The organism is Nocardia sp. NPDC003693, from assembly GCF_053981095.1.
In genome coordinates this window covers 24,340-47,246 of the sequence record NZ_JBSFNO010000025.1, presented here as the reverse complement: position 1 = coordinate 47,246, position 22,907 = coordinate 24,340, and the positions used below count along the sequence as shown (strand labels likewise).

25 protein-coding genes are annotated in these 22,907 nt (G+C 69.8%); 12 read left to right on the top strand and 13 right to left on the bottom strand.

Going from position 1 to position 22,907, the window contains the following annotated elements:
• The first annotated feature begins 264 nt into the window (after window positions 1–264).
• Both ACWDOP_RS25175 and ACWDOP_RS25170 read left to right on the top strand, forming a co-directional pair.
• Entirely contained in the window at window positions 265–1,149 is an 885-nt protein-coding gene (locus tag ACWDOP_RS25175; RefSeq protein WP_456347028.1) for an esterase/lipase family protein, read from the top strand.
• A gap of 269 nt (window positions 1,150–1,418) precedes the next feature.
• A complete protein-coding gene (locus ACWDOP_RS25170; protein WP_456347027.1) occupies window positions 1,419–3,977 on the top strand; it encodes an ATP-dependent Clp protease ATP-binding subunit in 2,559 nt (852 codons plus the stop codon).
• A 77-nt stretch (window positions 3,978–4,054) separates the two neighbouring features.
• On the opposite strand, the gene ACWDOP_RS25165 is transcribed toward ACWDOP_RS25170, so the two are convergent.
• From ACWDOP_RS25165 to ACWDOP_RS25155, 3 genes are all read right to left on the bottom strand, one after another.
• Window positions 4,055–4,849, bottom strand: a complete 795-nt coding sequence (locus ACWDOP_RS25165; protein ID WP_456347026.1) for an LLM class flavin-dependent oxidoreductase — start codon at window positions 4,847–4,849, stop codon at window positions 4,055–4,057.
• 168 nt (window positions 4,850–5,017) lie between these two features.
• Complete coding sequence (locus tag ACWDOP_RS25160) at window positions 5,018–5,680, bottom strand: response regulator (RefSeq protein WP_456347025.1); 663 nt, start codon at window positions 5,678–5,680, stop codon at window positions 5,018–5,020.
• Between the two features lie 154 nt (window positions 5,681–5,834).
• On the bottom strand, window positions 5,835–7,052 hold the full coding sequence (locus ACWDOP_RS25155) for a sensor histidine kinase (protein ID WP_456347024.1): 1,218 nt from the start codon (window positions 7,050–7,052) through the stop codon (window positions 5,835–5,837).
• Between the two features lie 393 nt (window positions 7,053–7,445).
• Between ACWDOP_RS25155 and ACWDOP_RS25150 the strand changes: the two genes are divergently transcribed.
• Both ACWDOP_RS25150 and ACWDOP_RS25145 read left to right on the top strand, forming a co-directional pair.
• Window positions 7,446–8,342 carry an ABC transporter ATP-binding protein gene (locus tag ACWDOP_RS25150; protein ID WP_456347023.1) on the top strand — a complete coding sequence of 299 codons (897 nt, stop codon included), beginning with the start codon at window positions 7,446–7,448 and terminating at the stop codon, window positions 8,340–8,342.
• An 11-nt stretch (window positions 8,343–8,353) separates the two neighbouring features.
• Window positions 8,354–9,346 carry an ABC transporter permease subunit gene (locus ACWDOP_RS25145; RefSeq protein WP_456347022.1) on the top strand — a complete coding sequence of 331 codons (993 nt, stop codon included), beginning with the start codon at window positions 8,354–8,356 and terminating at the stop codon, window positions 9,344–9,346.
• Window positions 9,347–9,357: 11 nt separating this feature from the next.
• Here the strand turns inward: ACWDOP_RS25145 and ACWDOP_RS25140 are convergent, their stop codons facing one another.
• A complete protein-coding gene (locus tag ACWDOP_RS25140; protein WP_454204761.1) occupies window positions 9,358–9,960 on the bottom strand; it encodes a TetR/AcrR family transcriptional regulator in 603 nt (200 codons plus the stop codon).
• Window positions 9,961–10,061: 101 nt separating this feature from the next.
• Between ACWDOP_RS25140 and ACWDOP_RS25135 the strand changes: the two genes are divergently transcribed.
• The 4 genes from ACWDOP_RS25135 to ACWDOP_RS25120 all read left to right on the top strand — a co-directional run bounded on the left by ACWDOP_RS25135 (window position 10,062) and on the right by ACWDOP_RS25120 (window position 12,124).
• A complete protein-coding gene (locus ACWDOP_RS25135) occupies window positions 10,062–10,709 on the top strand; it encodes an FMN-dependent NADH-azoreductase (RefSeq protein WP_456347021.1) in 648 nt (215 codons plus the stop codon).
• A 1-nt stretch (window position 10,710) separates the two neighbouring features.
• Window positions 10,711–11,031: a DMT family transporter gene (locus ACWDOP_RS25130; protein WP_456347020.1), complete on the top strand. Its 321-nt coding sequence runs from the start codon at window positions 10,711–10,713 to the stop codon at window positions 11,029–11,031.
• 69 nt (window positions 11,032–11,100) lie between these two features.
• Window positions 11,101–11,541, top strand: a complete 441-nt coding sequence (locus ACWDOP_RS25125; protein ID WP_454204764.1) for an SRPBCC family protein — start codon at window positions 11,101–11,103, stop codon at window positions 11,539–11,541.
• A gap of 139 nt (window positions 11,542–11,680) precedes the next feature.
• Window positions 11,681–12,124, top strand: a complete 444-nt coding sequence (locus ACWDOP_RS25120) for an OsmC family peroxiredoxin (RefSeq protein WP_456347019.1) — start codon at window positions 11,681–11,683, stop codon at window positions 12,122–12,124.
• A 121-nt stretch (window positions 12,125–12,245) separates the two neighbouring features.
• Here the strand turns inward: ACWDOP_RS25120 and ACWDOP_RS25115 are convergent, their stop codons facing one another.
• The 3 genes from ACWDOP_RS25115 to ACWDOP_RS25105 form a co-directional block, all read right to left on the bottom strand.
• Window positions 12,246–13,067, bottom strand: coding sequence for a CbtA family protein (locus ACWDOP_RS25115; RefSeq protein WP_456347018.1), 822 nt, complete (start codon window positions 13,065–13,067; stop codon window positions 12,246–12,248).
• On the bottom strand, window positions 13,058–13,255 hold the full coding sequence (locus tag ACWDOP_RS25110) for a CbtB domain-containing protein (RefSeq protein WP_354988220.1): 198 nt from the start codon (window positions 13,253–13,255) through the stop codon (window positions 13,058–13,060). The genes ACWDOP_RS25115 and ACWDOP_RS25110 overlap by 10 nt, the downstream gene beginning before the upstream one ends.
• A 202-nt stretch (window positions 13,256–13,457) precedes the next feature.
• A complete protein-coding gene (locus ACWDOP_RS25105) occupies window positions 13,458–13,772 on the bottom strand; it encodes an antibiotic biosynthesis monooxygenase family protein (RefSeq protein WP_454204766.1) in 315 nt (104 codons plus the stop codon).
• A 73-nt stretch (window positions 13,773–13,845) separates the two neighbouring features.
• On the opposite strand from ACWDOP_RS25105, the gene ACWDOP_RS25100 reads away from it, so the two are divergent.
• The 3 genes from ACWDOP_RS25100 (at window position 13,846) to ACWDOP_RS25090 (ending at window position 16,812) form a co-directional block, all read left to right on the top strand.
• Window positions 13,846–14,616, top strand: a complete 771-nt coding sequence (locus ACWDOP_RS25100) for an alpha/beta fold hydrolase (protein WP_456347017.1) — start codon at window positions 13,846–13,848, stop codon at window positions 14,614–14,616.
• Between the two features lie 183 nt (window positions 14,617–14,799).
• Window positions 14,800–15,969, top strand: a complete 1,170-nt coding sequence (locus tag ACWDOP_RS25095) for an acyl-CoA dehydrogenase family protein (protein WP_454204768.1) — start codon at window positions 14,800–14,802, stop codon at window positions 15,967–15,969.
• Between the two features lie 30 nt (window positions 15,970–15,999).
• Window positions 16,000–16,812 (top strand): enoyl-CoA hydratase/isomerase family protein, encoded by an 813-nt coding sequence (locus ACWDOP_RS25090; protein WP_454204769.1) that lies wholly within the window; start codon window positions 16,000–16,002, stop codon window positions 16,810–16,812.
• A gap of 55 nt (window positions 16,813–16,867) precedes the next feature.
• Here the strand turns inward: ACWDOP_RS25090 and ACWDOP_RS25085 are convergent, their stop codons facing one another.
• The 6 genes from ACWDOP_RS25085 to carD form a co-directional block, all read right to left on the bottom strand.
• The gene (locus ACWDOP_RS25085; RefSeq protein WP_454204770.1) at window positions 16,868–17,146 is read right to left on the bottom strand and encodes a DUF4190 domain-containing protein; all 279 of its coding nucleotides are present in this window, start codon (window positions 17,144–17,146) and stop codon (window positions 16,868–16,870) included.
• A 222-nt stretch (window positions 17,147–17,368) separates the two neighbouring features.
• Window positions 17,369–18,352 (bottom strand): 23S rRNA (guanosine(2251)-2'-O)-methyltransferase RlmB, encoded by a 984-nt coding sequence (gene rlmB, locus ACWDOP_RS25080; RefSeq protein ID WP_454204771.1) that lies wholly within the window; start codon window positions 18,350–18,352, stop codon window positions 17,369–17,371.
• 227 nt (window positions 18,353–18,579) lie between these two features.
• Window positions 18,580–19,980 carry a cysteine--tRNA ligase gene (gene cysS / locus ACWDOP_RS25075; protein WP_456347016.1) on the bottom strand — a complete coding sequence of 467 codons (1,401 nt, stop codon included), beginning with the start codon at window positions 19,978–19,980 and terminating at the stop codon, window positions 18,580–18,582.
• A gap of 94 nt (window positions 19,981–20,074) precedes the next feature.
• The gene (ispF, locus tag ACWDOP_RS25070) at window positions 20,075–20,542 is read right to left on the bottom strand and encodes a 2-C-methyl-D-erythritol 2,4-cyclodiphosphate synthase (RefSeq protein WP_454204836.1); all 468 of its coding nucleotides are present in this window, start codon (window positions 20,540–20,542) and stop codon (window positions 20,075–20,077) included.
• Window positions 20,543–20,559: 17 nt separating this feature from the next.
• The gene (ispD, locus tag ACWDOP_RS25065; RefSeq protein WP_456347015.1) at window positions 20,560–21,288 is read right to left on the bottom strand and encodes a 2-C-methyl-D-erythritol 4-phosphate cytidylyltransferase; all 729 of its coding nucleotides are present in this window, start codon (window positions 21,286–21,288) and stop codon (window positions 20,560–20,562) included.
• 2 nt (window positions 21,289–21,290) lie between these two features.
• Complete coding sequence (gene carD / locus ACWDOP_RS25060) at window positions 21,291–21,779, bottom strand: RNA polymerase-binding transcription factor CarD (protein ID WP_067569016.1); 489 nt, start codon at window positions 21,777–21,779, stop codon at window positions 21,291–21,293.
• Window positions 21,780–22,135: 356 nt separating this feature from the next.
• Here carD and ACWDOP_RS25055 point away from each other — a divergent pair, with 356 nt between their 5' ends.
• A complete protein-coding gene (locus ACWDOP_RS25055) occupies window positions 22,136–22,768 on the top strand; it encodes a hypothetical protein (RefSeq protein WP_456347014.1) in 633 nt (210 codons plus the stop codon).
• Window positions 22,769–22,907 lie beyond the last annotated feature (139 nt).

Genomic DNA, 22,907 nt, shown 5'->3' with positions numbered 1-22,907 from the left:
GGCGGCCGGAACCCGTGCGCGGCCCTCTGCCGCGGCGGGTTCCGGCCGCTGTTTCCATTCGGAAGAACAAGTTACAGAAACTACCCGTCGGTAAGTCCCTCACCGCAAGCGAACTCCCATTAACTTCATGGAACGCGTTCTACTTTGGGAGGGACCATGCGTCGTGCGCCGCAGCGCCGAGCACCGGTGATGCCGGGTCGTCCATTACGGGGTCGGGCGGTCCGCCGGACCCCCGTATCACTGCTGATCACCGCGGTACTGGCCATGCTGTGGTCGGGTGTGGGCGGCGTCGCGCACGCCGACTACCGCGTCGATTTCAACTTCTTCGCGGGCATTCCGTTCGAGCTGTCCAACCCGGGCGGTTCGCTGCCGGGTGCGAATGACTTCTCCTGCGTGCCCACCGCCGCGCATCCGAATCCGGTTGTGCTGCTGCACGGCACCGCGGGCGGCGCCCAGACCAACTGGGGCGCGTACGCCCCGCTGCTGGCCAACGAGGGCTACTGCGTCTTCGCCCTCACCTACGGCAGTGCCGACGTCCCGTGGCCGCTCTCGGCCATGGGCGGGATGCGCCCCGTCCCCGAAAGCGCCGCCCAGGTCGCGGCTTTCGTGGACCGCGTGCTCGCGGCCACGGGCGCGGCCGAGGTGGACTTCGTCAGTCACTCGCAGGGCAGCCTGGTCGGCCAGTACATGGTCAAGCGGCTCGGCGGCGCGGCCCGGGTGGACAAGTTCGTCTCGATCGCCGGACCCTGGGTCGGCGTCGGCGGCGACTCGATGACGGTGATCCGCGAGACGGCCCAGCGGCTCGGCATCGATCTCGACACCGTGAACTTCCCCATGCCCAGCATCCCGCAGCTCACCGCCGGTTCGGCCTTCATGGCGGCCCTGAACGCCGACGGGGTCTATGCGCCGGAGATCACGTATACCAATATCGCCACTGTTTACGACGAGATCGCGTTCCCGCACACGGCCGGGCTCATCCCAGGCTCGAACGCCACCAACATCGTCGTCCAGGACGGCTGCCCGACCGATTTCTCCGATCACCTGGCGATCGCGGGCAGTTCGCGAGCGGCCACCTACGTCCTGAACGCCCTGGACCCCGCCCACCCGCGCCCGGTCGAGTGCAGGTTCATCCCGCCCTTCACCGGATAAACACCGCCGTCACGGCGTGGGTGCGGAAAATTCAGCTGTGGGCGTAGCCGGGGTGGAAACGATCCCGGCTACAGCTCCGTTATGAGGGAATGAGACGTACTGTCGCCGGTTCGCAATAGGGTGGACGGACGACGTGCGTGACCCCCGCCAACTAGAGTGGAGGCGGGGGATGCAACCCCAGGGCTTCATGGCAGGCTGGCGACCAGAAGGGCAGCACAGGGTCTGAAGCGCCGGATGCCGTAGCAAGCGGAGCAGGAAGTGAGGGAGCGATGTTCGAGAGGTTCACCGACCGCGCGCGGCGGGTCGTTGTCCTGGCCCAAGAAGAGGCCCGGATGCTCAACCACAACTACATCGGCACCGAGCACATCCTGCTTGGCCTGATCCACGAGGGTGAGGGCGTCGCGGCGAAGTCGCTGGAGTCGCTGGGCATTTCGCTGGAGGGTGTGCGGTCGCAGGTCGAGGAGATCATCGGGCAGGGCCAGCAGGCGCCGTCCGGTCACATCCCCTTCACCCCGCGTGCCAAGAAGGTGCTCGAGCTGTCGTTGCGCGAAGCGCTGCAGCTGGGCCACAACTACATCGGCACCGAGCACATCCTGCTCGGCCTCATCCGCGAGGGTGAGGGCGTGGCGGCGCAGGTGCTGGTCAAGCTGGGCGCCGATCTGAATCGGGTGCGCCAGCAGGTTATTCAGCTGCTCTCGGGTTACCAGGGCAAGGAGCCGGTCGAGGGTTCGGGTACGCGCAGCGAGGCGGGCACCCCGTCGACGTCGCTGGTGCTCGACCAGTTCGGCCGCAACCTGACCCAGGCCGCCCTCGAGGGCAAGCTCGACCCGGTCATCGGCCGCTCGAAGGAAATCGAGCGCGTCATGCAGGTGCTGAGCCGCCGTACCAAGAACAACCCGGTCCTGATCGGTGAGCCCGGCGTCGGTAAGACCGCCGTCGTGGAGGGTCTCGCCCAGGCCATCGTCAACGGCGAGGTGCCCGAGACGCTCAAGGACAAGCAGCTGTACACCCTCGACCTGGGTTCCCTGGTCGCGGGCAGCCGTTACCGCGGTGATTTCGAGGAGCGCCTGAAGAAGGTGCTCAAGGAGATCAACACCCGCGGCGACATCATCCTGTTCATCGACGAGCTGCACACCCTGGTGGGTGCGGGCGCGGCCGAGGGCGCGATCGACGCGGCCTCGATCCTCAAGCCCAAGCTGGCGCGCGGTGAGCTGCAGACCATCGGCGCGACCACCCTCGACGAGTACCGCAAGTACATCGAGAAGGACGCCGCGCTCGAGCGCCGGTTCCAGCCGGTGCAGGTCGGCGAGCCGACCGTCGAGCACACGATCAACATCCTCAAGGGCCTGCGCGACCGGTACGAGGCGCATCACCGTGTCTCGATCACCGACTCCGCGCTGGTGGCGGCGGCGACGCTGGCCGACCGGTACATCAACGACCGGTTCCTCCCGGACAAGGCGATCGACCTCATCGACGAGGCGGGCGCGCGCATGCGCATCCGCCGGATGACCGCGCCGCCGGACCTGCGCGAGTTCGACGACAAGATCGCCGACGCCCGTCGCGAGAAGGAAAGCGCGATCGACGCGCAGGACTTCGAGAAGGCCGCGCGCCTGCGCGACAAGGAGAAGCAGCTCGTCGCAAAGCGTGCCGAGCGCGAAAAGCAGTGGCGCTCGGGCGATCTGGACGTCGTGGCCGAGGTCGACGACGAGCAGATCGCGGAGGTGCTGGCCAACTGGACCGGTATCCCCGTCTTCAAGCTCACCGAGGAGGAGACCACCCGTCTGCTCCGCATGGAGGACGAGCTGCACAAGCGGATCATCGGCCAGGAGGACGCGGTTCGCGCGGTCTCCAAGGCGATCCGCCGTACGCGCGCCGGTCTGAAGGATCCCAAGCGTCCCTCGGGCTCGTTCATCTTCGCCGGCCCGTCCGGTGTCGGTAAGACCGAGCTCTCGAAGGCGCTGGCGAACTTCCTGTTCGGCGACGACGACGCGCTCATCCAGATCGACATGGGCGAGTTCCACGACCGCTTCACCGCGTCGCGGCTGTTCGGTGCCCCTCCGGGCTACGTCGGCTACGAAGAGGGCGGCCAGCTCACCGAGAAGGTGCGCCGCAAGCCGTTCTCGGTCGTGCTGTTCGACGAGATCGAGAAGGCCCACCAGGAGATCTACAACACCCTGTTGCAGGTCCTCGAGGATGGCCGCCTGACCGACGGTCAGGGTCGCACGGTCGACTTCAAGAACACCGTGCTGATCTTCACCTCGAACCTCGGCACCTCGGACATCTCGAAGGCGGTCGGCCTCGGCTTCGCCCAGAGCAACGCCGAGGGCTCGAACTACGAGCGCATGAAGCTCAAGGTGAACGACGAGCTGAAGAAGCACTTCCGCCCCGAGTTCCTCAACCGCATCGACGACGTGATCGTGTTCCACCAGCTGACCCAGGATCAGATCATCCAGATGGTCGACCTGATGATCGGCCGCGTCGCCAAGCAGCTGAAGAACAAGGACATGGAGATCGAGCTGACCGAACAGGCGAAGAGCCTGCTCGCCAAGCGCGGCTTCGACCCGGTGCTCGGCGCGCGCCCGCTGCGTCGCACCATTCAGCGTGAGATCGAGGACCAGCTGTCGGAGAAGATCCTCTTCGGCGAGCTGGGCGCCGGTCAGATCGTGAAGGTCGACGTCGAGGGCTGGGACGGCGAAGGCCAGGGCGACAAGGCGAAGTTCACCTTCTCCGCCCGCGCCAAGCTGACCAAGAAGGACGCTCCGGAGGAGCCGGTGGCGGTCGCCGCCGCCGGTGACACCCCCGCGACCCCCGCGGCCTCCGGCGAGTAAGAGTTCAACGAGAAAGCCCCCACACCTTCGGGTGCGGGGGCTTTTTCGCGTTCCGATGAGCGTCGCGGGTGCGGTGTTCAGTGGAAGCGGGCCGCGATGGGGGCGAAGGCCGCGGCGAGGTCGCCGGGGACCAGGAGCTCGTCTATGCCGTACTTCTCGCGGCGGTGTTTCAGGAGTTCGGCGGCCGCGCCGGGGTCGGCGGGGAGCAGGGCGGCGGCGTCCACCTCGCGGAGGCCGGCGGCGGTGATGCCCATGTGGGTGGTCATGTAGTGGGGGAGGTGGTTTCCGACGCCGACCACCTGGAGCGAGAAGGGGATCGCGCGGTCGGTGTGATCGCGCACGGTGGCGATCGCCGCGGCCAGGTCGTCCTCGGTGGCGGTGGGCCGGACCGCGAGGTGGATGCGGTCGGCGTGCGCGGCGGCGGTGGCGAGCATGCGCGGGCCACCGGCGGCGATGACGATCGGCGGCGCGGGTTGCACTGTGGCGCGGACGGTCTCGATGGTCGCCAGCAATTGGGCGCGGCGTTCGGCGGCCGAACCCCAGGGAACGCCGAACCGCTCGGCCTCACGGCTCGCGTCGGGACGGCCGGTGCCCACACCCAATTCGAAGCGGCCATCTGAAAGCAGTTGCAGCGCCGAGGTTTCCCGGGCGGTCGCGACGGCGGTGCGCATGGGCACGGCCAGCACGTTGGGCCGCAGTCGAATCGTGGCGGTCACCGCCGCGGCGGCCGCCAGCGCGGGGAACGGCGACGGCGTATACAGGGTGTCGGGGAGCATGAGCGTGGCGTACCCCTGCTGCTCGGCCTCCCGGGCGGACCGCACCCATTCGGCGCCGGAACGGGGAGCCAGGACGATTCCGAAGTGCATGTTCATGTTTCGAGCATGCGCGCGATCGCGCCGCCTGAAATCTGCGCGCGGGCGGTGTTCGGACTACGTCCGCGGACGTACGCGGGCACGCGCGGAACGTTCTGGTTCCGGAGTCGTATGCCGATTCCGGCCGCTCCCGATCGGCACGTGGCCGGAGGTCCTCGCGCCGGGGATCTATTGCCAGCCCGGCCGCACCATGCCGGACTCGTAGGCGATCACGACCAGTTGGGTGCGGTCGCGCGCGCCGAGTTTCACCAGGATCCGGCTGACGTGGGTGCGGGCGGTCGCGGGGCTCATGAACAGGCGTCCGGCGATCTCGGCGTTGGTGAGCCCCTCGGCGACCAGGGCCATGACCTCGCGTTCGCGATCGGTCAGGACGGTCAGGGTCGCGGCCGGCGCGGGCTTGGCGTGGGTGGCGAACTCGGCGACCAGGCGGCGGGTCACGCTGGGGGACAGCAGCGCGTCACCGCCGGCGACCACGCGCACGGCCTTCACGAGGTCGGCGGGTTCGGTGTGTTTGACCAGGAATCCGGTGGCCCCCGCGCGCATGGCCTCGAAGACGTACTCGTCGAGTTCGAAGGTGGTCAGCACGATGACCCGCACCCCGGCCAGGTCCGGGTCGGCGGCGATGGCTCGGGTCGCGGCCAGCCCGTCCAGTACCGGCATGCGAATGTCCATGAGCACCACCTCGGGCTCGAACTCGCGGACCCGGCGCACCGCCTGGTCCCCGTTCTCGGCCTCACCCACGACCTCGATGTCGTCCTGCGCGTTCAGCAGCGCCGCGAAACCCGCGCGCACCAGCGCCTGATCATCCGCGATCACGACTCGAATACTCACGAAACCTCCGGGTGCGCATGCTTTTCGGTATCCGGGACGGGCCGGGCGGGCCGACGGCCGCGGGCGTGAGCGCCGGGGCCGCCGGCCGGCGGCTGCCTCGAACCTACGCGCCCGCCGGTCCACGGCTCGTGTGCGCGGGATTCGCCGGGCCCGGCTACGTCGCGGGTTCGGGCTGGGTCAGATGTGCGGGCAGCCGCGCCTCCACTCGAAATCCGCCGTCGGGTTTGGGCGCCGCCGCCAGGCGCCCGCCCAGCGCGTTGGCCCGCTCGGTCATCCCGCGAATGCCGTGCCCGCCCCCGCTCGTCTCGGTCGCGGCCCGCGCGGGCGGGGTGTTCTCGACGCACACGAACAGGCGTTCCGCCGAATAGCGAATGGTCACAAGCACACTCGCGCCGGGAGCGTGCCGCACCACATTGGTCAGCGCCTCCTGCACGATCCGCGCGGCGGCCACCTCCACCACGGCCGGCAGCCGCCGGACCGTCCCGGTCACGATGGTCCGCACCTGCACCCCGGCGGTGCGGGCGGGCCCGGTGAGCGCCTCGAGGTCGCCGATGCCGACCGTGGGCGTGATCGGCGCCGACACCGTGGCCGTGCCGCCGCGAATCGAGCGCAGCAGCGAATTCACTTCCCCGAGTGCGTCTTTGCTGGCCGCCTTGATCGCCGCCAGCGCCACGGCCGCCTGCTCGGGCTTGCGATCGAACAGCTCCAGCGCCACCGAGGACTGCACGTTGATGAGCGAGAGGCTGTGCGCGAGCACGTCGTGCAGTTCGCGCGCGATGGCGAGTCGTTCCTCGCCGGCCCGCTGCTCCTGTTCGGCGAGTTCGCGCGCGCGTTCGGCTTCGGCGTTGCGCAGCGCCTCGGCCTCCTGCTCCCGGCGCGCGAGCAGCGCGGCCCGGCGCTGCCGGATGCCCTCGGCGATCGCCACCAGCACGACGAGCCACGCCAGCAGCCCGAACTGCTGCCAGCTGTTGCTCGCGTAGCCCCGCCACCCGGGCACCGGCCACACCATCGCGAGGTATCCGGCGAGCACCAGCGGATAGGTGCGCCATCGTGATCCGCGGATGCCCGCGGTCAGGAACGCGACCACCAGCGACAGGAAGATCGGCCCGTACCCGTACCCGAGCAGCAGATACGCCGCGGCCGCCGCGATGGTCCCGTACAGCACGGGTTCGGGATATCGCCGCCGCACGAGCAGCAGCAGCGGACCCGCCGCCAGCAGCGCGTACCCGAGCGGGTCCAGGTCGCGCAGCACGTCCTGGTGCGCGTTGGCCGCCGTCCCGCCGCCCAGCTGGACGACGGCGATGACCACCGCGATCAGCGCGTCCGAGCCCCGTATGTCCCCGCTCCGCAGACCCCACCGCGCCGCACCCATAGCTGAACGCTAACGCCGCGCGGGCTTCCGCGACACCGTCTCGACGGGAAATACGTCCGCGTACGTACGGGGTCGCGCCGGATGTTCCGCGCGGGCGGGGCCCGTCCGGGCGGTCGCCGGTGGAATCGCGGCGGGGCGGTAGCGGCTGTCGAACGCGTGCCCGATCGCGCCGGATATGTCCCGTGGGGCGGCGGTGACCGGGCGCGTCCAGCTGGAGGAAGACGCACCTCGGCGTCGGCGGCGAGCCCGTCCGCCGCAGCGATCCGGCGATAGGCGGCCGGGTAGAGGTGGCTCGGCGGCAGCCTCTGGCGGCCGGACCTACGTCGCGGTGCGTACCTCGAATCGCGCTGTGTGGCGGATGTTTCCCGATCGCCCCGGGCGGACGCTGAAACCATGAACGAAGCGATCCTCGATACCGAGCGGTTGACCAAGCGCTACGGACCGCACCTCGCGGTGGACGCGGTGAGCATGCGGGTGCGGCGCGGTGAGATCTACGGATTCCTCGGCCCCAACGGCGCGGGCAAGACCACGACCCTGCGCATGCTGGCCGGTCTGATCCGCCCGTCCGGCGGCACCGCCACGGTGCTCGGACATGCGCCGGGCGCGCCGGAAGTCCTGCGCCGCATGGGCGTTCTCATCGAGGGCCCCGGCTTCTACCCCTACCTGTCCGGCCGCGACAACCTGCGGGTGCTGGCCCGCTATCGCGGTGTGGACCGCGCCGACGTGGAGCGCGTCCTCGATCGGGTGCGCCTGCGCGACCGCGGCGACGACAGATTTCGCGCCTACTCCCTCGGTATGAAACAGCGCCTCGGCGTCGCGGCGGCCCTGCTCGGCCATCCCGACCTGCTGATCCTCGACGAACCCACCAACGGCCTCGACCCCGCGGGGATGGCCGAGATGCGAGAGCTGATCACCGCCGTAGCCGCCGACGGGCACACCGTCGTGCTGTCCAGTCACCTGCTCGCCGAAGTGCAGGAGATCTGCGATCGCGTCGGCGTCATCTCCGGCGGCCGCCTGCTCACCGAGGCCACCGTGCGCGAGTTACGCGGCGCGGCATCGCTGTTCGTGCGGGCCGAGCCCCTCGAGACGGCCTTCCCGGCGGTGCGCCGGGTGGCCGGCGACCGGTCCGCGCTGCTCACCGCCACCGGCATCAAGGTCGATGCCGGTGTGGCACTGGCGCCCGCGGTGGCACGCGCGGTCATCGAGTCCGGCGCGGACCTGCTCGAACTGCGCACCGACGAAAAGTCCCTGGAAGAAGTGTTTTTCGAGATGACGGAGACGGCGAAATGACGGATCGAGCAATGAATCCGAGCGATGAGACGGCACGCGGCCTCCCGGGCCCCGCCACGTTCGGTGCGGACCGTCGGACGGCGGCCGATGCGGACGCGGGATCCCCGGCTGCCGCGCCGCCCGTCGTCCCCTCGCGCACTCGGCCGGGATCCACCGCGCGCGACCTGCCGGCGAGCACGCGAGCCGAGCTACTGCGCCTGCGCAAATGGCCCGCGTTCTGGATAGTGCTCGGCACCTGGATCCTGCTGAATCTGACCTTCGCCTACCTGTTCAACTACCTGGCCTACACGAGCGGATCGGACAGCCGGATGTCGAACGGCCAGCCCCGCGAGGTGCTGCTGCGCCAGCTGCTGCCCGCCGCGGTGCCCGAGGTCTTCACCCAGGGCATGGCCATGTTCGGCGGCGCGCTCATGCTGGTGCTGGGCGCGCTGGCGATCGGCTCCGGATACAGCTGGGGTAGCTGGAAAACCGTTCTGACCCAGGGGCCTTCGCGGGTGTCGGCGCTGGGCGGGGCGATCGTCGCCCTCGCGCTGACGGTGATCGCCCTGGTGCTGACCGCTTTCGTGGTCGACACCGGGGTGGCGGCACTGATCGCGGCCACGCAGGGTGAGTCGCTCGCGCTGCCGTCCGCGGGCCGGGCACTGCTCGGAATAGCCTCGGGCACGGTCATTCTCGGCATGTGGACCCTGGCGGGCGCGTTGATCGGCGCGATCGCCCGCGGTCCGGCCCTCGCGGTCGGCCTGGGTCTGGTGTGGGTCCTGGTGGTGGAGAACCTCTTGCGCGGCGTGGCCGCGATCTTCGACCCGATCCGCCCCCTGACAGATCACCTCCCCGGCACCGCCGCGGGCTCGCTGGCCGGCTCCCTGCGCGCCGACTCCGGCCCGGCCACCCCCGGCGTCCTGGACATCCTGAGCCGGGGTGAGTCCCTCGCGCTGCTCGCCCTCTACATCGCGGCCTTCGCGGTCGGTACGACCTGGCTCATCCGCCGCCGCGACCTGATCTGAGCGCCGAGCCGCTACGGCCCGAGTACCCCGTGCGCGACGCGGGTCAGCCCAGCGCTGATCCGCGCCGCGTCGAGCCCGTGCTCGCGCTGGTACCGGAACACCTCGGCCGCCAGCGGCGCGAGCAGCGTGTCGACCAGGGAATCCACTTCGGCCACACCGGCTTCCACGAGCAGCGCGCGGACGTGCACGCGCCAGAACTGGTAGGCCCCGGTCCGGAAGCGCGCGCCCCCGGTCTCCGCGCCCAGCACCAGATCCGCGTGCGCGTCGAGCAGCTCGACCATCGCGGTGAAGAACGCGGCCAGCCTGGCGCCCGGGGGAGCGCCCGGTCCGAGCGGCGGCGCGCCGCGCAGCAGTTGCTCCTGGAGTTCGCGTTCGTGCTGATCCAGCAGGGCGACCGCGATCGACACCACGTCCGGATACCGCCGGTACAGCGTCCCGCGCCCGACCCCGGCGGCCTTGGCCACCTCGTCCATGGTGACGGTGCGCGGATCCTTGCTGGCGAAGAGTTCGGCTGCGGCACTGAGGACTTTGGCTCGATTGCGGGCCGCGTCGGCGCGTTCGGCCGGGGCGCTCGAGTCCGCGCCGTCGAGCAGCGGCAATCCGACGGGGTCCATACGGCCACTGTAGCTCGTCCCGGAATAAGTGGACAATGTGTCCGGTTGCGGCTAACGTTCGAGCGAAACGGACAGACTGTCCACATAGACCGGAGAACGCCATGCCGACCCTGCTGCACCTCGACGCCAGCGCCCGCCGCACCGCGATCAGCCGAGAACTGAGCGCCGCCTTCGCCGAATCCTGGCGCGCCGAACACCCAACCGGGCGCTACGAGTATCGCGACCTGGCCGCCGACCCGATCCCCTTCCTAGGCGAAGGCTGGACCGAACTCTGCGATCGCGTCCTCGCGCACGGCTGCACCGACCTGGATCACCTTGCGGACCTGGTGGATTCACCCGCCCAGGCCGAGGCGTGGGCGGTCGTCGAGCCGCTGCTCGCCCAGGTGCGCGCGGCCGACGTGGTGCTCATCGGCACCCCGATGTACAACTACTCGATCCCCGCCGCGCTCAAGGCCTGGCTCGACCAGATCACGTTCCCGCGAATGTCGCTGGCGCCCACCCGTTTCGTGGTCACCACCGCCCGCGGCGGTGCGTACTCCCCGGGTTCGCCGAAGGCCGCGTTCGACTATCAGGAGCGTTTCCTGCGCGACTTCTTCGCGGGCCACTTCGCCGTCGAGGACACCGTTTTCGTCACCGCCGAATGGGCGAACGCCCGCCAGGACCCGCACCTGGCCCACGCGCGCGAACGGCACGACGCCTCCTATGCCGCCGCGCTCGAATCCGCCCGCCGGCTCGGGAAGGAGTACTGAGATGGCCTGGCTCGTCCTGATCGCGGCCGGCCTCGTGGAGGTCGCCTGGTCCCAGTCGATCAAGCCGACGCAGAACTTCACCCGCCCGCTGGCCACCCTGATCTGCTTCGTGCTGGCCGCCGTCGCGGTCTGGCTGCTGTCCTACAGCATGCGCACCCTGCCGGTCGGCACCGCGTACGCGGTCTTCACCGGCATCGGCGCGGTGGGCGCGATCGGTCTCGGCGTTGTGCTGCAGAAGGATCCGCTCTCGGCCGGCCGGGTGCTGGCGCTCGCGCTGATAGTCGGCGGGATCGTGCTGGCCCGGGCGACCGATCCGGCGTGAGGGCGGGTCCGCCGACCCGCCCCGGGCGCCACGCGGGAACGGGGATCGGGGCCGGTATCGTGCTCGCGCATGGACGTTGCCCCGATCCGGTTACCCGAGTTGTCCGAGCGGCCGTTCTCCCTGGTCGCCGAGCGCATCATGGCCGCTTCCCCCGATGAGCTCTATGCCATGTGCACCCGGCAGTTGAGCCTGTGGTTCGCCGATCCCGGCTCGGTGCTCTCGCGCCCCGCGGTGAACGAGCCGTTCTTCTTCACCGCGGGCGGCGGGCACCCGCACTACGGTCGGTTCCTGCGCCTGATTCCCGAACGCCTGGTCGAGCTGACCTGGGTGACCGCGGGCACCGAGGGCGCGGAAACCGTTCTCACCGTGGAACTCTCACCGCACGGCGCGGGGTCGGCGCTGCTGCTCACACACGCCGGGTTCGCCACCGCCGCAGCCAGGGACCGGCACCGCGAATCCTGGCCGGGCATTCTGGAACGCCTGGACCTGCGGACCGCGGCCACCGTGTGACCCGCTGACCGGCCGCCTATCTCGTTGCTACCCCGCGTCTCTCACGGCGGGGTAGTTTCGACCGTGCCCCTCCGCGGGAGCCGGAGCGTGAACCCGGTGGCCGGGAGCGGCCCCCATTCCCCTGAGTGAAAGGACAGTGATGCCCACACGTACCGCGCGCACCGCCTGGACCGGCGGCCTGCAGGACGGCTCCGGTCAGGTCGAGCTGGCGAGCTCCGGCGTCGGCAAGTACGACGTCTCGTTCCCCAAGCGCGCCGCCGACAACGCCGACGGCACCACCAGCCCGGAAGAGCTGATCGCCGCCGCGCACTCCTCGTGCTACGCCATGGCGCTGTCCGCGCAGATCGGTAACGCCGGTGGTACCCCTACGAGCTTGGACGTCACCGCCGACGTCTCGCTGAGCCCGGATCCGGCCGGCGGCTTCCGCATCTCCAAGATCAAGCTGACGGTCGTCGGCCGCGCGTCGGGCATCGACGCCGCGGGCTTCGCCGAGGCCGCGGCCGCCGCGAAGGCGGGCTGCCCGGTCTCCAAGGCCCTCGCGGGCGTGGACACCATCGAGCTGGACGCCACGCTCGAGGCGTGATGCTCCGCGGCTGAACCGGCTTCGGCGACCCGCTCGCCCGATCCGGATCGGTCTCGGACAACGAAAAGGGCAGTGCCGGTTCCTACGGCACTGCCCATTTCTGTGTCTCGCGAGGGGTGAACTACGCGGCGACCGCCGCGGGTTCGCGCTCGCCGCGGGTGGCGAACTCGGTCAGCGCCGCGAAGGCCAGACCCAGCGCGGCCCACAGGGTCGCGGTCTGCGCCAGCGACGCCACCCGGAACTGCCACAGCAGCGACGGCGGGAAGTCGGCCTTCACCTCGTCGATACCCGGCAGCGAGATGTAGCCGATCGCGACGACCAGCACGAATGTCGCTGTCGCACCGATCAACCGGACGGTGTCGAGCTGTCCGTTCAGCAGCCGGTAGGCGTAGACGGCGAGCCCGACGGCCGCGAAGCCGAGCAGGACCACCGCGACCCACAGCCAGGTGCGGTCGGTGATGGTCTCCGGGTCACCCACCGCGGGCGGGTTGGCCGGGTACTTGAAGAACGGCACCGCGACGATCGCCAGCCAGCCACCGGCGGCCAGACCGAGCGCGAGGCGCGGGCCGGACAGGGTGGTGTACCGGCGGACCACGTTGGCCGCGCAGGCGAACAGGGCGCCGAAGGCCATACCGGCCAGGCCCAGGGCCAGGAATTGCCCGGCCTTCTGGCCGGGGCGGCTGACTTCGGCTTCCTCTTCTTCTTCCGCCGGAGCGCCCGCGGCGGCGGGTTCGGCGGCTTCGCCGTGGGTGTGACCGCCACCGGCGGCCTCCTCGATGGCGATGGCCGCGTCGATCTTGGGCTCACCGACGAAGTAGCCGACGGTGGCCGCCAGCAGACCGGCGATCAAGCCGGCCAGCAGGCCTCGAATCAACAGGGTCTTGAGCGAACCGGTCAGGGCGCTCGCCGCACGCGGCGGCTGAATCGTGTCGCTCAGTGGCACGGGACACCCAGCAGATGCCGTCCGTCATGCATGAGCTCGTGCATGTACATGCCGGTGCGGGAGACCGCACCCTGGTCGAAGCCGACCAGGTACAGCGTGAGCAGCGCAAACAGAACGACGGCAGCGGAGATCAACAGCGCCTTGAGCGCGTCGCCCGATGCCTCGCTGGGAGAGTGAATGGTGGCCATTCGAATCCTCCTAAGGGAATTCGCGTCCCTGTCGAGATGGGTGCGACGATGCCGGTGTCTGGCTTTCCCGGCATCTGCCCTAGGGGTGATGCTTGGATACAGTGGCGCGACCGCGCCGGAATCTCACCGGCTTACGCGTCACCGTCGCATACTTCACCTCGAACTGTGACATCCCCGCTGGCCACTCGTCAACACGGGCTGATCAGGCGTTCTTGCCCTGAACGTCGAGGACGACCTCGAATTCCAGCAGGGACGCACCGGTGGAAACGGGCTTGCGCTGTTCGCCTCCCGCGTGTGCGGTGCGGGCCGGGCCGTCCCGCCATGCTTCGAAGGAGCTCTCCGAATCCCATTGGGTGACAACGAAGTAGCGCTGGTCACCGGCGACCGGGCGGAGCAGCTGGAAGCCGAGGAAACCGGGCGAGTTCTCGACCGCGTGCGCGCGGGCGGCGAACCGCTTCTCCAGTTCGGGGCCCGCGCCCTCGGGAACTTCGATTGCATTGATCTTGACGACAGCCATATGTCCGAATCTACGCCGCCCGCCCGAGGAGACGACACACCCGCGGCCGCTGCGCGCGCCCTACATTGGTGGCGTGTCGCATGACGAAGATTCCGCCGTGAACGCCCTGCACGACGCGGGCGGCGCCGGTGTGCCCCTGCTGCTGTTGCACGGTCTGATGGGCAGCGCCCGCACCTGGAACAGCCACCTCGACTGGCTGCGTGAGTTCGGCCACGTCTACACCTTCGACGCGGCCGGGCACGGCCGTCCGGCGCCGGCCGAGCTGACCACCGAGGCGTTCGTCGCCGATCTCGCGGCCGCCACCGCGCACATCACCGAACCGATGGTGGTGATCGGGCATTCGATGGGCGCGCTGCACGGCTGGGTCTTCACCGCCGCGCACCCCGACCGGGTGCGCGCGCTCGTCGTGGAGGACATCGCGCCCGATTTCCAGGGCCGCACCGCCGCGGACTGGGCGGCCATGGTGCACGCCTGGCCGCAGCCGTTCCCGGACGAGGCGGCGATGCTGAAGTTTTTCGGGCCGGTCGCGGGCCGCTACTTCCTCGATTCCTTCCGGCGCGAGGCCGACGGGTATCACCTGCACGGCGAGGTGGACACCTTCCGGGACATCTCCGAGGAGTGGGGAACTCGCGAGTTCTGGGGACAGTGGAAGGCCGTCACGGTTCCGGCGCTGCTGCTCGAGGGCGAGCACACGATCACCCCGCCCGGCCAGATGGTCCGCATGGCCGAGATCCACCCGGACGCCCGGCACGTGGTGATCGCGGACGCCGGGCATCTCGTGCACGACGATCAGCCGGCCGCCTACCGCGCCGAGGTGGAACGCTTCCTGCGGCGCGTGCTGTAGCGCGCCGCGCCGGTCTCCCGGATCCGCTCTGTCCGGGAGTTACCCCTCCGACCTGCGTATCCGGCGCCGGGATCGGATCGTCCGACACGCCGCGGCGGGTTGTGAAGGCGGGTGCCTTCAGTCTTCGCGGGCGGTCGTCGTATGCTCGGCGAGCAGCCGACCCGGAATGAATGGTGACCAACGATGATCGACTTCACGATTCCCGCCGAACTCGCCGCCGAACGCGATCGAGTGCGGCAATTCGTCATCGACAAGATCGTCCCGTACGAGCGTGACCCGCGCCTGACCCAGCACGGCCCGACCGACGAACTCCGGCAGGAACTGGTCGAGCTGGCCCGCGCCGAGAAGCTGCTCACCGTGCAGGCCCCCGTCGAACTGGGCGGTCGCGGCCTCAGCCACATCGAGCAGGCCGTGCTCTACGAGGCGGCGGGCTGGTCCACCCTGGGCCCGGTCGCCATGAACTGCGCCGCCCCGGACGAGGGCAACATGTTCATGCTCTCCAAGATCGCGAACCAGGAGCAGGTCGAGCGTTTCCTGCAGCCGGTCATCGACGGCCACCAGCGGTCGGTCTTCGCCATGACCGAACCGAACGGCGCCGGCTCGGACCCCAACCAGCTCGCCACCGAGGCCGTCTTCGACGGCGAGAACTTCACCGTCAACGGCCGCAAATGGCTGATCACCGGCGCCGACGGCGCGAAGACGTGGATCATCATGGCGCGCCTGGCCGAGAACGACCACCTGCCCGCGGGCCCCACCCTGTTCCTCTGTGAGGGCGACACCCCGGGCATCGTCATCGAACGCATCATGAACACCATGGACCGCAACTACGTGGGCGGGCACGCGGTCGTGAACTTCGAGAACCTGGTGCTCCCGCGCGAGGCGGTGCTCGGCGAAACCGGCCAGGCCCTGCGCTACGCCCAGCTGCGCCTGGCCCCCGCCCGGCTCACCCACTGCATGCGCTGGCTGGGCGCGGCCGAGCGGGCGCAGTCCATCGCCATCGAGTACGCCAAGACCCGCACCGCCTTCGGCAAGACCATCGGCGAGCACCAGGGCGTGTCGTTCCTGTTGGCGGACAACGAGATCGCGCTGCACCAGTGCCGCCTGACCATCTGGCACGCCTGCTGGCTCATGGATCAGGGCGAGAAGGCACGGCACGAGAGCTCGATCGCCAAGTCGTACGTCTCGGAGGAACTGTTCAAGGTCACCGACCGCTGCGTGCAGGTGCTCGGCGGCATCGGCATCAGCGACGAGACCGTGGTGGAGATGATCTTCCGTGACATGCGCGCCTTCCGCCTGTACGACGGCCCCACCGAGGTGCACAAGTACGCCATCGGCCGCCAGATCCTGCGGTGATCGCTTCGCAGGTGCACTAGCATTCCCCGCATGAGCTCGGAACTGCATGTTGATGTGTCCGGCGGAGTCGCGGTACTCACGCTCAACCGGCCCGCTCAGCAGAATGCGCTCACACCCGCCATGGCGGCCGAACTCGGTGCGGCGCTGCGGCGCTGCGACACCGAGGACGCCATCGGCGCGGTCATCGTCACCGGCACCGCGCCCGCGTTCTGCGCGGGCGCGGATCTGTCGCTCAAGACCGGCGAGGTCAACGGTCTCATCGATCCCGCGCCCTTCCGCATCCGCAAACCCGTCATCGCCGCGGTGAACGGGCACGCGGTGGGCATCGGCCTGGAGATCGCGCTGCAGTGCGATCTGCGGTACTTCGCCCGCGACGCGGTCTACGGCCTCAACCAGGTGCGCCGCGGCGCGATCGCGGGCGGGTACGCGCACTGGACCCTGCCCCGCCTGGTCGGCAGTTCGGTCGCCGCCGACCTGCTGCTCACCGGCCGCACCTTCGACGGGGAGGAGGCGCAGGCGCTCGGCATCGCCAATTCCTGCCTGCCCGCCGGCGAGGTGCTGCCCACCGCGCTCTCGATCGCGCACGACATCGCGCACGGCTCCGCGCCGCTGCCGGTGGCACTGTCCAAGCGGCTGCTGTGGGAGGCGCCGACCATGTCCCCGGAAACGGTGGGCCGCTTGGAAACCGAACTCAACGAGTACATCGCCACGAGCGCCGACGGCGGCGAGGGCGTCGCCGCGCTCAAGGACCGCCGCCCGCCGAAGTGGACGGGCAGCGTGAGCGGGGAGTGGCCGGCCTGGGACGCGGTCACCGGCGGCGCGGATCGCCCCGGCCTGGACTGAGTTCGCCCGCACGCGACTACGCGTGCGGGACGGGTTCGGCGGAACGAGCGGGCGATCAGCCCCGGCCGCTGAGCGCCATCATGAAGAACAGGATGCCGAAGCAGATCATCAGGATCGTGCCGAGGATGCCGAGCATCAGGCCCACGCGCACCTGTACGCCGCCGCCGATCGCGCCGCCGGAGGCTTCGATGTCGTTCATCGCCCGGCGGCCCATGGCCCAGGCCACCGGCCCCAGCGCCCCGCAGCAGAACACGCTGAGCACCCCGAGTAACAGCACCGTCGTGGCATATTCGTGCTCGATCGGTGAGCCGATGGGCTGATGATGGATGGCCACCGCCCGATTTTACGGTCGAATCGGCCCGTGCGACAGGCAGACGCGCGGTGTTCCCTTGCGGCACTTGCTCGAACGGCCTCGCCCGCGCCGCCGCGCGCGGCGAAAAGGGGCTCCGACGAGCGAACTCCCCGGCGCCGAGGCGATCCGGGGAGTTCGTGAAAGCGCTTCGCGCGCAGTTATTTACGTGTGCCGCGGGCGCGTCGCCGCGCGGCAGACGGATGGTCAGGCCCGGCGCTGCCGGGCGATGTCGGCGAGAATCACGCCCGCCGCCACCGAGGCGTTGAGCGATTCGACCGGACCGGCCATGGGGATGCTCAGAATCGCGTCGCAGTTCTCGCGCACCAGGCGGGACAGGCCCTTGCCCTCGGATCCGACCACGATGACCGTCGGTGCGGTGCCGTCGAACTCGTCGAGCGAGGTGTCGCCACCGGCGTCCAGGCCGATGATCTGGTATCCCTTGCTCGCCCAATCCTTCAGTGTCCGAGTCAGATTGGTGGCCTGCGCGACGGGCAGCCGGGCCGCCGCGCCCGCGCTGGTGCGCCAGGCGACCGCGGTGACGCTGGCGCTGCGGCGCTGCGGGATCACCACGCCCTGACCGCCGAACGCCGCCACCGAGCGGATCACCGCGCCCAGATTGCGCGGGTCGGTGATGTTGTCCAGCGCGACCAGCAGCGCGGGCTCGCCCGAGGCGCGCACCTTCTCCACCAGATCGTCCGGATGCGCGTAGCGGTAGGGCGGCACCTGCAGGGCCAGGCCCTGGTGCATGGCGTTGTGGCTCATCTTGTCGAGATCGGTGCGCGGCAGCTCCAGGATGCTGATGCCGGTGTCCGCCGCGATCTTCACCGCCTCGGTGAGCCGCTCGTCGTTCTCGGTGCCGACGGCGACGTACAGCGCGGTGGCGGGCACCCCGGCGCGCAGGCACTCGACCACGGGGTTGCGCCCGAGCACCAGCTCCGGGCCCGCGTTGTCCTTGCGACCGGCGATCGGGCGGCTCGCGTTGCGCGCCCGATTGTTCGCGGTGGCGTTCTGCGCCTTGGCCGCGGCCCGGGCCCGCTTGGCCGCGGGGTGCTTGGTGCGCTCGGAGGCGGGCGGCGTGGCGCCCCTGCCCTCGAGGCCGTGGCTGCGCTTGCCGCCGGACCCGACGACCTGCCCCTTCTTGGTTCCGCTCTTGCGCACCGCACCGCGTCGCGCCGAATTGCCTGCCATTACTTCGCCTTCCGTATCACGCGGGGAACCCGCATCGGCCGGTCACGGGAGAACCCGCTCTCGGTCGATCATGCGGGAAACCTGCATCCGGTCGGCGCAGCAAACGGCTGCGCCCTGTTCTTCTGGTGCGCTACCGCCTCGTAGCGCGGGTGCGGCGCGGTGGTACCGCGCCGGGTGTCGCCTCGGACGAGTCCGAGACCGGGTACTGCCGGGCGAGCCCGGCCCGATCAACGATCCGCTGTGGTCAGTGACCATTCCGGACCGCGGGCAGTGTCGGTGACCTCCACGCCCGCCGCTTTGAGCCGATCGCGGACGGCGTCGGCCGCACCCCAGTCCTTGTCGGCCCGGGCCTGCTGCCGTCGTTCGAGTTCCGCGCCGACGAGCACGTCCAGGGCGGCCAGCGCCGACGAGGAGTCGGCGGGCGCCGCCCAGTGCGCGTCCAGCGGATCCACGCCCAGGACGGCGAGCATCGCCCGGACCTGACCGGCGAGGGTGCGGGCGGTGTCGAGGTCCTCGGCGTCCACGGCCTTGTTGCCCTCGTTCACCACGCCGTGGATCTCGGCGAGCGCCTTGGGCACGTTGAGGTCGTCGTTCAGCGCGTCAGCGAACCCGGTGGTCCAGGCGCCGATCGGCGCGTCCCCGGCGCGCTCGACCACGCGATGGATGAACGCCTCGATCCGGCGGTACGACGCCGCGGACTCGGTCAGCGCGTGATCGGAGTATTCGAGCATGGAGCGGTAGTTGGCGCTGCCCAGGTAGTAGCGCAGCTCCACCGGCCGCACGTCCAGGCGCGCGAGCACGTTCGGAATCGAGAGCACGTTGCCCAGCGACTTGGACATCTTCTCGCCGCTCATGGTCACCCAGCCGTTGTGCAGCCAGTAGCGGGCGAACCCGTCACCGGCCGCGCGCGACTGCGCGATCTCGTTCTCGTGATGCGGGAAGACCAGATCCATTCCGCCGCAATGGATATCGAATTCCGCGCCGAGGTAGTACTCGGCCATGGCGGAGCATTCGAGGTGCCAGCCCGGGCGGCCCGGGCCCCACGGCGACGGCCAGCTCGGCTCGCCCGGCTTGGCGGCCTTCCACAGCGTGAAGTCGCGCTGATCCTTCTTGCCCTGGCCGGCGCTCTCGCCCTGGTGCACGTCGTCGAGCTTGTGACCGGAGAGCTTGCCGTAGTCGGGGAAGCTGACCACGTCGAAGTAGACGTTGCCCTCGGACGGGTAGGCGTGCCCGCGCTCGATGAGCCGTTCCATCATGTCGACCATCTGGGTGATGTGCCCGGTCGCGCGCGGCTCGGCCGACGGCGGCAGCACCCCGAGGGTGGCGTAGGCGCGGTCGAAGGCGCGCTCGTGCGTGGCGGCCCACTCCCACCACGGGCGCCCCGCCTCGGCGGCCTTGTGCAGGATCTTGTCGTCGATGTCGGTGACATTGCGGATGAAGGCCACGTCGAAACCGTTGGCGGACAACCAGCGTCGCAGCACGTCGAAGGCGACGCCGCTGCGCACATGGCCGATGTGGGGTTCGCCCTGAACGGTCGCGCCGCACAGGTACACCGAGGCGTGGCCGGGGACCAGCGGAGTGAATTCACGCAGGGTCCGCGTCTCGGTGTCGAACAGGCGCAGAGTCACGACAAGGCATCCTAGCTGTTGGGATATGGCGGAAGACGGGCGGATACGGCTTCGGGCGGCCGCTGGGGATTTTCGAGGCGACAGGCGGGTCGGGTCAGTCCCGACAACACAGCAGGGCGTTGGCGATCGCCGCCACGCCCTCGCCGCGGCCGGTGAGTCCCAGGCCGTCGGTGGTGGTGCCGGACACCGATACCGGCGCACCCAGAATTTCACCGAGCACCTGTTGCGCCTCGGCGCGTCGCGGGCCCATCTTCGGCCGATTTCCGATGACCTGTACAGCGGCATTGACAATCGTCAAGCCCGCTTCATCCAGCAGACGCCGGACCTCTTTGAGCATCGCCGCACCGGAGACGCCCGCCCATTCGGGCCGGCCGGTGCCGAAAATCGCGCCGACATCGCCGAGCCCGGCCGCGGACAACAGCGCGTCGCAGAGCGCGTGCGCGGCCACGTCACCGTCGGAATGCCCGGCGCAACCGCTGTCGCCGTCGAACAGCAGACCGGCCATCCAGCAGGGACGGCCGGGTTCGATCGGGTGCACGTCGCTGCCGACGCCGACCCGCAGAGAGGTGGGATCGAAGCTCATGGCGTCGGCACCGCCTCTCTGGATTCGTGTGGACCGGACTCGCCCCGCGCCACCAGTGTATTGGCCAGCACGAGGTCCAGGGGAGTCGTTATCTTGAAAGCCATCGCCGCGCCCGGCACGGTGTGCACGACGGCGCCGAGCAATTCGACCAGACCCGCGTCGTCGGTCGCGTGGATTCCGGTGGCGTGCGCCGAGCGCAACAATTCCGCGTCGAACCCCTGCGGCGTCTGCACGGCGCGCAGCGCCGAACGGTCGGGCGTGCCGGTGACGGCGCCCGCGGCGTCGACGGATTTGATGGTGTCGGTGACCGGCAGGGCCGGGACCACCGCGACCGCACCGGCGCGCAACCGGTCGACCACCCGCGATACGAGATCGGGCGGGGTGAGTGCGCGCGCGGCGTCGTGTACGAGATAGTGCGTGGCCGCGGGGGCGGCGTTCAGGCCGGCCCGCACCGAATCGGTGCGTTCGGCGCCGCCGGGGACCACGCGTACGGGAACGTGACTGTCGGGCAGGAGGGCGCGAGTCTCGTCGACGAGGTCGGCGGGCACGATCACCACCACCTCGTCGACGGACTCGGATGCGAGCAGACCATCGATGGCCAGGCGAAGCATGGGAATGCCGCCGACCGGGACGAATGCCTTCGGCCTCGACTCACCGAGACGTACGCCCTGACCGGCGGCAGGCACCAGCGCGACAACACGGCTCGCGCCGCGTGATGCGTTCACTGTCAGGAAGCCGCTGCGAGAACCTCGTCGAGCAGGGTCTCGGCACGAACATCGTCGGTGCCCTCCGCGAGCGCGAGCTCGCCGACGAGAATCTGGCGGGCCTTGGCCAGCATGCGCTTCTCACCGGCGGACAAGCCGCGGTCCTGCTCCCGGCGCCACAGATCGCGAACGACCTCGGCCACCTTGTTCACATCGCCGGAGGCGAGCTTCTCGAGGTTGGCCTTATAGCGGCGAGACCAGTTGGTGGGCTCTTCGGTATGCGGTGCACGCAGTACCTGAAAGACCTTGTCGAGGCCTTCCTGGCCGACGACGTCGCGGACGCCGACATACTCTGCGTTCTCTGCGGGAACCCGAACGGTCAGGTCGCCTTGCGCGACCTTCAGGACCAGATACTCCTTTTGTACACCCTTGATGGTGCGAGTTTCGATAGCTTCGATCAGCGCCGCTCCGTGGTGGGGGTAAACGACGGTGTCTCCGACCTTAAAAATCATCTGTCCCGTGCCCCTTTCGATGTTCACAGTTTAACATGCGACTCGGTAACGGCGCGATCAACGGCGCAGGTCAGGGCCACAACGAGCCAGCGGCGGGGGTTGACAGAACGGGAATCGTGTGCATCTTGTTGTGGCATAACGGGATAGCGCGGGGCGGTGTTCGCAGGCATATGCCGGGCCCCTCTTCGCATACGCGGTGGGCACCCTCGCATAAACGACACTGCCCCCGCGCGAGGCGTCCGATCGCACGCATTACTCTCTTTGACTACTACTCTGCATAGTGGAGTGAGCCCGGTCGACATGGAGGACAACCCGTGACTGCCCTGAAAGCCACCACCTTGTCTAAGGCGCGTGCCGTGACAGTTGCCGCACTCGCCGCGGGCGCGGCGCTCGTGCTGACGGGTTGCGGCGCCGGACAGGTGTCGCAGACCGCGGACCAGGTCGCGGCCGTCAATGGCAACGAAGCCGAGGTCGGCAAGATCGCGCTGCGCGATGTGCGCTTCCTGCTCCCGCAGAGCGAGGAGTACCAGAACGCCAAGGGCGGCAAGGCCGTTCTCGCGTTCAGCGCCGCCAACCTCGGCGAGTACGAGCCCGACGAGCTCGTCAGCATCACCACCGACATCGGCCAGGTGAAGGTCAACGGCAAGGCCGAGATCAAGCCGCAGGCCACCCTGGTCGCGGACCTGCCGAACAAGTCGGCCAAGGCCGACGACCACGGCGCGGGCGGGCACGACGACTCGCACGGCGCGCCGACCACCACCGCCCCGGCCACCAGCGCCGCGGAGAAGCCCGCCGATCCGGCGGCCAACCCGCTGCTCATCGAGGTCACCGGTCTGACCAAGGACGTCACCCCCGGCCTGACCTACCAGGTGACCATGAACTTCAAGCGGAACGGCACCGTCGCGATCAACGTGCCGGTCGACGCCGGGCCGGACCTCGCGCGCCCCGAGCCCGCGAAGAAGGAAGGCGAAGGCTCCGGCGGACACTGAGCCGGCAGCTCGCAGACGTTCGATCGCACCCCGCCCCGGGTTCCGGAGCGGGGTGAGGTGCGTTCGGCATCCTCGCGACCTGGACTCCCGCATCGGCGCCGCCGGTCCGGACGCTGGGCGCGGACGGCCGAGAAGCCTG